Raw genomic sequence first — 10,500 nt, 5'->3', positions numbered from 1 at the left:
ATTGAGCCCTTCCCCTCGACCGTCACACGATGGCTCACTTTGTGCTAGCCGTCGATCGCTGATCGTCACCACTTACACCACTCGGCGGGACGTCACCTCCGCCCCCTCAGCGGTCGCCTTGGTCGGCGCTGGAGCGAGGAGACACGGTACGGCGAGGTCGGCGCCGCCGGACGGCGGTTGACATAACCCCTCTTCCGTTACCCGCACGGGGTGGTCCTCCCCGAACGGACATCCGCTCCCAGTGGTCGCCTTGGTCGGCGCCGGAGCGGCGAGATGCGGTACGGGGAAGTCGGCGCCGCCGTACGGCGGTTGACATACGCCGTAAGGCGGTTGGCACAACCCCTCTTCCGTTACCCGCACGGGGTGGTCCTCCCCGAACGGACATCCGCCCCCAGCGGTCGCCTTGGTCGGCGCCGGAGCGAGGAGACACGGTACGGCGAGGGCGGCGCCGTCGTACGGCGGGATGCCCATCTCGCCGCTACGCGTCGCGGTGGAGCACGGTGAGCCCGGCAGGCTCGGGGGTGCGGGGGTGTCCCCCGCAGGAGAACAGCCCTTGTGGCTTTCGCGCGGAGCGCGTCCTCCGCAAGGACCATTTCACCGGCGCCGCACACACGCGGGTTGTCCGTCGTGCGGCGGCGCCGACTTCGCCGTACGACGTCCCGCCGCACCGGCGCCGATGAAGGAGCAGTGCGCCGGACGGCGGAGTGGGGCGTGGTGGGCTACAGGAGGCCGCGGCGGTCCAGGAGGGGTTCGATTCTGGGGTCTCGGCCGCGGAAAGTGCGGAAGGCGGTCATGGCGTCGAGGCTGCCGCCCTTGGAGAGGAGTTCTCGGCGGAAGGTGTCGCCGTTTTCTCGGGTCAGGCCGCCGTTCTCGTTGAACCATTCGACGGTGTCGGCGTCGAGGACCTCGCTCCAGATGTAGGAGTAGTAACCCGCGCTGTAGCCGCTGGACCAGATGTGGGCGAAGTACGTGCTGCGGTAGCGCGGGGGGACGAGGGGGACGTCGACGCCGGCGTCGTGGAGGGCGCGGCGTTCGAACTCCAGGGCGTCCAGGGGGGCGGTGGTGGTGTCCAGGGTGTGCCAGGCCCAGTCCAGGAGGGTGGCGGCGAGGTATTCGACGGTCTTGTAGCCCTGGTTGAACTTCTGGGCGGCCAGCATGCGGTCGACCAGCTCCTGGGGCATGGGCTCGCCGGTCTCCCAGTGGCGGGCGTAGTTGGCGAGGACGGCGGGCCAGACGGCCCACATCTCGTTCACCTGGGAGGGGTACTCGACGAAGTCCCGGGGGACGGCGGTGCCGGAGAAGCGGGGGAAGCGGACGTCGGAGAACAGGCCGTGCAGGGCGTGGCCGAACTCGTGGAACATGGTGTTGACCTCGTCGAAGGTCATCAGCGTCGGCTCGCCCGCGGGCGGCTTGACGATGTTGAGGTTGTTCACCACGACCGGGCGGGTGCCCTCCAGCACCGACTGCTTGACGAGGCTGTTCATCCAGGCGCCGCCCCGCTTGGACGGCCGCGCGTAGAAGTCGCCGAGGAACAGGCCGAGCGCCGAGCCGTCCTCGTTGAACACCTCGAACACCCGCACGTCGGGGTGGTACCCCACGAGGTCGGGCCGCTCGGTGAAGGTGATGCCGTACAGCAGCCCCGCGGCGTGGAACACGCCGTCCCGCAGCACGCGGTCCAGCTCGAAGTACGGCCGCATCTGGCGCCCGTCGATCGCGTAGCGCTCCTGGCGCACCTTTTCCGAGTAGAACGACCAGTCCCACGGCGCCAGCTCGAACCCGGCCTGCTCGCGCAGCTCCTCGGCCTCCCGGTGGGCGTTGGCGACCGCGGGCGAGGTGAGCTTGCCGAGCATCTCGGTGACGGCCGCGGTGTCCGGCGCGGTCTGGTCGGCCACGACGTACGCCGCGTGGCTCGGGTACCCGAGCAGCGCGGCCCGCTCGGCGCGCAGCGTGGCGATGCGGACGATCAGCTCGGAGTTCTCCGGAATGCCGCGCGCCTCGGAGGCCCGGTGGATGCGCTCGCGCAGCTCGCGGTTGGTCAGCTCGGCGAGGTCGGGCTGACCGGTGGGCAGGATCAGCGGGATGACGTACCGGCCCTCCAGCCCCCGGGACTTCGCGGTCTCGGCGGCGGCCTTGATCGAGTCCTCAGAGAGGCCGTCGAGCTCGGCGGCGTCGTCCACCACGATCGCGGAGGCGTTGGTGTGGGCCAGGAGGTTCTGCTCGAAGCGGGTGGACAGCGTGGAAAGCTCCTCGTTGAGAGCCTTCAGCCGCTCCTGGTCCGCCGCGCCGAGCTCGGCCCCGGCCCGCACGAAGTCGGTGACGTAGCGGTCGAGCAGCCACCGCTGCTCGGCGTCCAGCCCCTCAGGGGAGATCTGCCTGATGCGGGCGAAAAGCTGGTGGTTGAGGTGGATGGCGTCGGCATGCTGGGTGAGCTTCGGCGTGACGTCCTGCTGGATCTCCTGGACCGTGGGATTGGTGTTGGACGACGCCTGGTTGAAGAACACCGTGGAGACGCGGGTGAGCAGCAGCCCCGAACGCTCCAGCGCCGCCACCGTGTTGTCGAAGGTCGGCGGCTCTGAGGCACTCGCGATGGCCTCGACCTCGGCCAGGTGCTCGGCCATGCCGCGCTCGAAGGCGGGGACGAAGTGCTCCTCCCTGATCTCTGCGAAGGGGGGCAGATCGTACGGCAGGGCACTCGGGGCGAAGAAGGGGTTCTCGGTCAAGGCGCGGGCTCCTCACGTGGAAAAGGGCTCTCGCTAGCAGCCTCGCACAGCCGGGCGGCGCCCCGGCACCCCCTGTGGACAACTGCGGACACACACCTGCCACACCGGCCGAGCTGGGCGGATGGGCCCGTTCACCAATCGTTTTGGTCTCACCGCGAGACTGGGCTATTCTTTCGAAGGCGCGAGCGGGCCGCTCTGCGAGGAGCAACCGCCGTCCAATGGGGTATGGGGTAATTGGCAGCCCGGCTGATTCTGGTTCAGCTAGTCTAGGTTCGAGTCCTGGTACCCCAGCAGGTCGCCAGCAACGACGCGGATGCCCGGCCAGGGTGTCCGCGTTCGTCGTTCCACACGAGGCTTTCGGGCTCCAGGTGGCCCGGCGACCGGTTTGGCCGCGCTGTCAAGGGTGCGGTAGAGTAACGCCCGTTGCCGAGGCGTCCGGGAGGGCGCCTCAGTCGGTTCGGATCCCCGAGCCGGCAGGCAGTTCGCGCAGGGGTCCCGTCGTCTAGTGGCCTAGGACGCCGCCCTCTCAAGGCGGTAACGCCGGTTCGAATCCGGTCGGGACTACCACCTGCGCCCCTGGCTCGGGTCGAGCCGATGGCTCCGTCGTCTAGTGGCCTAGGACGCCGCCCTCTCAAGGCGGTAGCGCCGGTTCGAATCCGGTCGGGGCTACACCTGGTGTGGCGAACCCTCGGACCTTGTGTCCGGGGGTTTTCGCGTTCCCGCCTCCGCCATGCCGGGGACGGCCGTCAGGGTACGGCCGCCCCGAAGGGGGCGCTACCGGCCGACGGGGCCGGAGCGCACCTTGAACAGGGCCCGCCGGGCGGCCTTGGACACCTGACGGTCCGGGTGGGCGTCCCCGATCATCTCCAGCAGCTCCTCGACGTGCGGGTGCGGCACCCGCCAGATCACGTCCAGCAGGTTGCTCAGCACCGGCGCGGGCCCGATGTCGTGCAGGCTGCTGACGAACTCGGGCGTGCCGAGGCCCGCCGAGATCGTCCACATGTCCAGGATCAGCCAGTGGGTGTCGCTCTGGCTGGGTTCCGGCGCGTCCTCCACCCCGAGCTGGGTGAGGTGCGTCGCCGCGTACGGCCGCAGCGACGGCTCGTCCAGGGCGCCCCGCCAGGCGGGCACCGCGACCGGGCCGAGCGTGCCGACCAGGCTGGCCGCCTGGACCCGGATCAACGCGTCCGCCTCGTCGTCCGCGGCGGCCTCCAGCAGCTCCTCGGCGGCGGTGGCGGGGTCGCGCAGCTTCATCCAGGCGGCGAACTCGGCGTCCGCCTCCTCCTCGGGCAGGTCGGCGCTGAGCGACAGAAGATCGAGCGCGGTCATCGCGTCGATCGCCGGGCGGGCGTCCACCTCGATGTCGTCGTCGTCCAGCAGGTGGACGACGCCCTCGGTGCCGAGGGGGGTGAGCCGCACGGCGCCGCCGGAGACCTCGGCCATGCCGTATCCGGACAGCCACTCCAGCACCGGGGCCAGCGGGTCCCCGGCCTCCTGCCACGCCTGCGCGCCGAGGTCGTCGAACTCGGCGGCGGCCTCGGCCAGCTCGTCGCGCAGCTCGTCCAGCGGGCGCTCCCCGCCGGCCAGCAGCAGGCGGATCAGCAGGCCGCGGGTCAGGCCGGACAGCGCCAGCGTGAGGTCGTCGTCGTCCATCTCGGGGTCGCCGTAGTCGACCGAGTGGAGGCCGAGCATCCAGGCGTCCAGCACGTCCTCGTCGTTCTCGAACGGCCAGGCCGCGGTGTCCTCGTCGACGCTGACGGTGTCCTCGCCGGCGGCGGCGCCCTCGGTGTCGGGGGTGAGGAACTCGAGGTCCACCGCGAGGTTCCACAGGTTCCACAGGGCGGGGACCTCGTCGGCGAACGGCTTGACCGCGGGCTCGGGGAGACCCACGACGGTCAGGGCCTCGCGGATCTCCTCGTCGCTGAGCAGGGTCTCGGCCCCGACCTTGCGGGAGGCGCCGACCCAGACGGCGAGGTCGCGCGCCTTGGCGATCAACGGCGCCGCGCGGGCGGCCGAGGCCAGCTCGGCGTCGGGGCGCAGCCGGATGGTGGGGAGGTCGGCGATCTCGTCGGCGAACGGCTCGAAGTCGCCGAGACCCTCGACCTCCTCCTCGTCGAGGTCGTCCTCGTCATCGTCGTCGTCCCACTCGCGGTCGCCGAGGACGTCCTCCATCGCCTCGTCGAAGTCCTCCTCGACGGTGTCGAGCTCGTCCAGCAGATCGTCGAGGGAGTCGGAGCCCTTGGCCAGGCGGCCGGTCTCGGCGAGGAACGTCAGATAGGCGCGTACGGCGGTGATCATGCCCTCGGCCGCGACGTCGGCGTCCTCGACGACCTGAGGCATGCGTTCCACGAGGATGGGGCGAATGTCGCCGCGCCGCCACAGCCGCACGTCCTCCCGGACGATCAGGCGATGCCAGAGAGCGACGGGCCCCACGAGGTCGGGATCACTGTCCGGTGCGTTGTCCGGTGCCCAGAGAATGAACTCTTGCAGGAGGGGACGCAGCTCGGACGCGGCTGCCTCGATGCGATCTGTCACTCCGCCAGGCTAGTGCTTGGCGGCGGTGCTCTCTAATCAGTTAGCCCTTGTCGTGGGGCCATGTGGCGCCGTGTCGCCGGCCGGGTCAGTTGGAGCGCCGCATGGCCTCGGTGATGCGCTCGGCGGCGGCCACCACCGGCCCGGCGTGGATACGCCCCGGGGTGCGGGTCAGGCGCTCGATCGGGCCGGAGACGGACACGGCCGCGATCACCTTGCCGCCCGGGCCTCTGATGGGGGCCGACACGCTGGCCACGCCCTGCTCGCGCTCGCCGACGCTGTGCGCCCAGTTGCGGCGCCGTACGCTGGCGAGGGTGGCGGCGGTGAACTTCGCGCCGCGCAGCCCGCGGTGCAGGCGGTCGGGCTCCTCCCAGGCCAGCAGGATCTGCGCGGCCGAGCCGGCGGTCATGGGGAGCGAGGTGCCGACGGGTACGGTGTCGCGCAGGCCGCTGGCCCGTTCCGCGGCGGCCACGCAGACGCGTTCGTCGCCCTGCCTGCGGTACAGCTGGGCGCTTTCTCCGGTGATGTCGCGCAGATGGGTGAGCACGGGGGAGGCGACGGCGAGCAGGCGGTCCTCGCCCGCCGCGGTGGACAGCTCCGACAGGCGCGGACCGAGGACGAAGCGGCCCTGGGTGTCGCGGGTGACGATGCGGTGATGTTCGAGCGCCACCGCGAGGCGGTGGGCGGTCGGCCGGGCGAGGCCGGTCGCCTGGACGAGTTGTGCGAGGGACGCGGGGCCCGCCTCCAGGGCGTTGAGCACGAGCACGGCCTTGTCCAGCACGCCGACTCCGCTAGAGTTGTCCATACCCCGATACTGCCGTCTCGCTATCCGAGATGCAACTGGCTTGTTACCGTAGAGCGGGTAGGCTGTCCATATAACGATATGTCCGTCTTAGCAACTGAGACGATCCGGGGCATGAAACGCGAGGAGGCGTTCACAGCATGGGTCGCACACTGGCCGAGAAAGTATGGGAGCAGCATGTCGTCCGCCGGGCCGGCGGGGAGCCCGACCTGCTCTACATCGACCTTCACCTCGTCCACGAGGTGACAAGTCCGCAGGCGTTCGACGGCCTGCGCATGGCCGGGCGCACGGTGCGACGCCCCGACCTCACCATCGCGACCGAGGACCACAACGTCCCGACCGTGCTCGGCCCGATCGCCGACCCGGTGTCCAAGGCGCAGGTCGACACGCTGCGCAAGAACACCGCCGAGTTCGGCATCCGCCTGCACCCGATGGGCGACGACGGCCAGGGGGTCGTCCACATCATCGGCCCGCAGTTCGGCCTCACCCAGCCCGGCATGACCGTGGTCTGCGGCGACTCCCACACCTCCACCCACGGCGCGTTCGGCGCGCTGGCGTTCGGCATCGGCACCTCCGAGGTGGAGCACGTGCTGGCCACCCAGACGCTGCCCGCCTACCGGCCGAAGACCATGGCCATCGAGGTCACCGGCGAGCTGCCCTTCGGCGTCACCGCCAAGGACCTCATCCTCGCGATCATCGCCAAGATCGGCACGGGCGGCGGCCAGGGGCACGTGGTCGAGTACCGCGGCGAGGCCATCCGCGCGCTGTCCATGGAAGGCCGCATGACGGTCTGCAACATGTCCATCGAGGCGGGCGCCAGGGCCGGCATGATCGCGCCGGACGAGACCACCTTCGCGTACCTCAAGGGACGGCCGCACGCGCCGTCCGGGGCCGCCCGGGACGCCGCGGTGGAGTACTGGAAGACGCTGCGCACCGACGACGACGCCGTCTTCGACACGGTGGTCGAGATCGACGCCTCCACCCTCTCGCCGTTCGTCACATGGGGCACCAACCCCGGGCAGGGACGGCCGCTGAGTGACGCCGTGCCCGCTCCCGAGGAGACCGACGACCCGTCCGCGGCGCGGCGCGCGCTGGAGTACATGGGCCTGACGGCCGGCACGCCGCTCACCGAGATCCAGGTCGACACCGTCTTCGTCGGCTCGTGCACCAACGGCCGCCTGGAGGATCTGCGGGCCGCCGCCGACGTGCTGCGCGGGCGCAAGGTCGTCACGCGCACCCTGATCGTGCCCGGCTCGATGCGGGTCAAGGCCGAGGCGGAGGCCGAGGGGCTGCACGAGGTGTTCACCGCCGCGGGCGCCGAGTGGCGGGCCGCCGGGTGCTCCATGTGCCTCGGGATGAACCCCGACACCCTGGCTCCCGGGGAGCGCAGCGCGTCCACCTCCAACCGCAACTTCGAGGGGCGCCAGGGCAAGGGCGGGCGCACCCACCTCGTGTCGCCCGCCGTGGCCGCCGCCACCGCCGTCACCGGCCGTCTCACCGCGCCCGCCGACCTGTAAGGAGCAGCCATGGAAGCCTTCACCACGCACACCGGGCGCGCCGTGCCGCTGCGCCGCAGCAACGTGGACACCGACCAGATCATCCCGGCCGTGTGGCTCAAGCAGGTCAGCCGTACCGGCTTCGAGAAGGGCCTGTTCGCCGCGTGGCGCGAGGACCCGTCCTTCGTGCTGAACGACCCCGTGTACACCGGGGCCTCGATCCTGGTCGCCGGGCCGGACTTCGGGACGGGCTCCTCGCGTGAGCACGCCGTGTGGGCCCTGCAGCAGTACGGCTTCCGGGTGGTGATCGCCGCCCGGTTCGGTGACATCTTCCGCAACAACAGCACCAAGATGGGGCTGCTGCCGGTGGTGCTGCCCGCGTCGGTCGTGGAGGAGTTGCAGTCTGCCGTCGAGGCCGACCCGGCCACCGAGGTGACCGTCGACCTGGACGGACGTGAGGTGCGGTGGGCCGGCGGGTCGGCTTCGTTCGAGATCGACGACTACACCCGCTGGCGGCTGCTGGAGGGTCTGGACGACATCGGGCTGACCCTGCGGCACGCCTCGGACATCGAGAAGTACGAGAATGGTCGGCAGTCATGGCTGCCGACGACCGTCTGACCCCACCCGCGAGCCCTGAGGAAGAGCTGGCGCGGCGGTTGCGCGACGCGCACCGCCGCGTTCTGGCCGTGCGCCTGCCGCCTGCCGAGAAAGAGCGGTTCGCCCGGCGTTTCGTGGCGATATGTGAGATCGCGAAGCGCAATGTGGGGCACGCCGGGGTCCGTCTGGACGCCTTCCTGGCCGATCTCGACGGGCTCTCCGACACGCCGCGTAGGTGAAACATTGCGGAATGTGATTGAGTCCTGGCCCGGTGTCCCTTAATTTCAAGCGGGTAAGGGGTTTCTGACCGTTGACTGGTGGTTGCGTGCCGGAACCCCGCGCTTGGCAGCACCGGGTGAGACGGGGTCGCGCATCGACGCCGGCGAACGCTCATTCTCAGACAGCGGTAACAGGGGGAGCAAAGCCAGATGAACAAGCGAGAACTCGTAGACGCGATCACCGATCGGGTCGGCGACAAGAAGACGGCGACCGAGGCGGTGAACGCCATCATCGAGACGATCCAGCACGCCGTCTCGACCGGGGACAAGGTCTCGATCACAGGCTTCGGCGCGTTCGAGATGGCGCACAAGCCTGCCCGCCAGGCCAGGAACCCAAGCACCGGCGAGCCCATCAAGGTCTCCGAAAGCTGGGGCCCCAAGTTCCGCCCCGGCGCCGACTTCAAGGAACAGGTCAACACCGCAGGCAAGAAGGCCTCACGCAAGAAGTAATCCCACCTCGCGCGCCCGGACCCACCTCCGGGCGCGCCTTCACATCCGCCCCCCGCTCCACGTCCCGGGACTCACGTCCTGTGGACCACTCCGTCCACGCGTGAGCGGCACCCACCCTGTTCACGGGTGAGTGGCACCCCGTTCAAGGCGAGCGGCACCTCGTCCACGGATGAGTGGCACTCCGTCCACGCGTGAGCGGCACCCACCCTGATCACGCACGAGCGGCACCCCGTTCAAGGCGAGCGGCACCCCCTTCACAGCGAGCGGCACCTCGTCCACGGATGAGTGGCACTCCGTCCACGCGGGAGCGGCACCCGTCCACGGCGAGCGGCACCCGTGACGGCAGGTGTGGAGGTCCCTTCCAGGGAGGGCGTCGAACCGGCGCCGGTATGGCGGGAAGTGGTGCGGTGAATTCGGCGCCGTCTTACGGCGGCCACGCCGGTGTGCGCGGGCGCCCGGTGAACGGTCCTTGCGAAAGCGCGCTTTCGCGCGGAAGGCGCAAGGGCTGCTCTCATGCGGGGGACACCCCCGCACCCCCGGCCTGCCGGGCTCATCGTTCCCACCGCACCTCCGCCCCACCCACGTCTCCGGCGCCTTTGCCCGCCCGTGGGGTCGTCCGTCCGCACATGTGTGGAGCACTCGTGACCGGCGGCACGGGAGAGCCTAGACTCGCGACTGTGCAGGCGACGGTGCGATCCTTCGACGAGCAGACCCGCTCGGGCTCGGTGTACCTGGACGACGGCACCGAGATGCCGTTCGACGACGCTGCCTTCGACGCGGGCCCTCTACGGCTGCTGCGCTCTGGTCAACGAGTGAACATCCTCGTCCAGGACGACAGCATCACCGTGATCACCCTCTCGACCTTCCCGCTCCCCACCGAGTAGAGCCTGGTCGGCCGCCGTAAGGCGGCGCCGGTTTCGCCGTACGTGGATCTCGCCGTGTCGGCGCCGGAGAAGTGACCCGTGGGTGACGCGGGGGACGTCTCGGCCGGGGTGCGGGGTTGGTGGGGAACGTTCGGCAGGCCCGGGGGTGCGGGGTTGGTGGGGAACGTTCGGCAGGCCCGGGGGTGCGGGGTTGGTGGGGAACGTTCGGCAGGCCGGGGATGTGGGGTTGGTGGGGAACGTTCGGCAGGCCCGGGATGTGGGGTTGGTGGGGAACGTTCGGCAGGCCCAGGATGCGGGGTTGGTGGGGCCCTCGGCAGGGCCTTGCGGAGGTTGGTGGGGGACGCTCGGCAGGGCCGGGGTGCGGGGGTTTCCCGCATATGAGCAGACCTTGCACCTTCCGCGCGAAGCGCGCCTTCGCGAGGACCGTTCACTGGGCGCCCGCGCACACCGGGTTGTCCGCCGTAAGGCGGCGCCGCTGGAGCCCCGTTGCCTCGTCGGGTTCGTCTTTTTCCGGCGCCGGGTCGGCGGGAGGTTGGACGGCGAACCCGGCGCCCTCATACGGCGGGATACCGGCCCGAGGGGACGCGTCGCGGTGGAGCACCATGAGCCTGGCAGGACCCGGGGGTGCGGGGGTGTCCCCCGCACAGGCACAGCCCTTGCGCCCTTCGCGCGGAGCGCGGCCTCCCGCGAGGACCATTTCACCGGCGCCGCACGCACGCCGGGTTGTCCGCCGTAAGGCGG

General features: G+C 70.6%; 8 protein-coding genes and 3 tRNA genes. 8 read left to right on the top strand and 3 right to left on the bottom strand.

Annotation, left to right across the window (positions count from 1 at the left end; genetic code table 11):
* Positions 1-719: 719 nt before the first annotated feature.
* On the bottom strand, positions 720-2,720 hold the full coding sequence (locus tag ACFP1K_RS40180) for a M3 family metallopeptidase (RefSeq protein WP_380763684.1): 2,001 nt from the start codon (positions 2,718-2,720) through the stop codon (positions 720-722).
* Between the two features lie 219 nt (positions 2,721-2,939).
* Here ACFP1K_RS40180 and ACFP1K_RS40175 point away from each other — a divergent pair.
* The 3 genes from ACFP1K_RS40175 to ACFP1K_RS40165 all read left to right on the top strand — a co-directional run bounded on the left by ACFP1K_RS40175 (position 2,940) and on the right by ACFP1K_RS40165 (position 3,389).
* A tRNA-Gln gene (locus ACFP1K_RS40175) sits at positions 2,940-3,011 on the top strand.
* 200 nt (positions 3,012-3,211) lie between these two features.
* Positions 3,212-3,287: transfer RNA gene (locus ACFP1K_RS40170), tRNA-Glu, on the top strand.
* Positions 3,288-3,316: 29 nt separating this feature from the next.
* Positions 3,317-3,389, top strand: a tRNA-Glu gene (locus ACFP1K_RS40165).
* Positions 3,390-3,494: 105 nt separating this feature from the next.
* Here the strand turns inward: ACFP1K_RS40165 and ACFP1K_RS40160 are convergent.
* Both ACFP1K_RS40160 and ACFP1K_RS40155 read right to left on the bottom strand, forming a co-directional pair.
* Entirely contained in the window at positions 3,495-5,255 is a 1,761-nt protein-coding gene (locus ACFP1K_RS40160; RefSeq protein WP_380763682.1) for a hypothetical protein, read from the bottom strand.
* Between the two features lie 85 nt (positions 5,256-5,340).
* Positions 5,341-6,057: an IclR family transcriptional regulator gene (locus tag ACFP1K_RS40155; RefSeq protein ID WP_380763680.1), complete on the bottom strand. Its 717-nt coding sequence runs from the start codon at positions 6,055-6,057 to the stop codon at positions 5,341-5,343.
* Positions 6,058-6,194: 137 nt separating this feature from the next.
* On the opposite strand from ACFP1K_RS40155, the gene leuC reads away from it, so the two are divergent.
* The 5 genes from leuC to ACFP1K_RS40130 all read left to right on the top strand — a co-directional run bounded on the left by leuC (position 6,195) and on the right by ACFP1K_RS40130 (position 9,759).
* Positions 6,195-7,571, top strand: coding sequence for a 3-isopropylmalate dehydratase large subunit (gene leuC / locus ACFP1K_RS40150; RefSeq protein ID WP_380763678.1), 1,377 nt, complete (start codon positions 6,195-6,197; stop codon positions 7,569-7,571).
* A gap of 9 nt (positions 7,572-7,580) precedes the next feature.
* Positions 7,581-8,168 (top strand): 3-isopropylmalate dehydratase small subunit, encoded by a 588-nt coding sequence (gene leuD / locus ACFP1K_RS40145; RefSeq protein WP_380763676.1) that lies wholly within the window; start codon positions 7,581-7,583, stop codon positions 8,166-8,168.
* The gene (locus ACFP1K_RS40140; protein ID WP_380763674.1) at positions 8,147-8,386 is read left to right on the top strand and encodes an SCO5555 family protein; all 240 of its coding nucleotides are present in this window, start codon (positions 8,147-8,149) and stop codon (positions 8,384-8,386) included. Before leuD ends, ACFP1K_RS40140 begins: the two co-directional genes overlap by 22 nt.
* A gap of 189 nt (positions 8,387-8,575) precedes the next feature.
* A complete protein-coding gene (locus ACFP1K_RS40135) occupies positions 8,576-8,875 on the top strand; it encodes an HU family DNA-binding protein (RefSeq protein WP_380763672.1) in 300 nt (99 codons plus the stop codon).
* A 677-nt stretch (positions 8,876-9,552) separates the two neighbouring features.
* On the top strand, positions 9,553-9,759 hold the full coding sequence (locus ACFP1K_RS40130; RefSeq protein ID WP_380763670.1) for a hypothetical protein: 207 nt from the start codon (positions 9,553-9,555) through the stop codon (positions 9,757-9,759).
* Positions 9,760-10,500 lie beyond the last annotated feature (741 nt).

Origin of the sequence: Sphaerisporangium aureirubrum, assembly GCF_042658925.1 — a bacterium.
GTDB classification, from domain to species: Bacteria; Actinomycetota; Actinomycetes; order Streptosporangiales; family Streptosporangiaceae; genus Sphaerisporangium; species Sphaerisporangium aureirubrum.
Note: the sequence above shows the minus strand (reverse complement) of the source record. Positions and strands in the feature narration are given on the sequence as shown.

Coding starts and splice junctions, on each gene's coding strand:
- ACFP1K_RS40140 (WP_380763674.1), top strand. CDS start 8,147: ATGGCTGCCGACGACCGTCTGACCCCACCCGCGAGCCCTGAGGAAGAG.
- ACFP1K_RS40135 (WP_380763672.1), top strand. CDS start 8,576: ATGAACAAGCGAGAACTCGTAGACGCGATCACCGATCGGGTCGGCGAC.
- ACFP1K_RS40155 (WP_380763680.1), bottom strand. CDS start 6,057: ATGGACAACTCTAGCGGAGTCGGCGTGCTGGACAAGGCCGTGCTCGTG.
- leuD (WP_380763676.1), top strand. CDS start 7,581: ATGGAAGCCTTCACCACGCACACCGGGCGCGCCGTGCCGCTGCGCCGC.
- leuC (WP_380763678.1), top strand. CDS start 6,195: ATGGGTCGCACACTGGCCGAGAAAGTATGGGAGCAGCATGTCGTCCGC.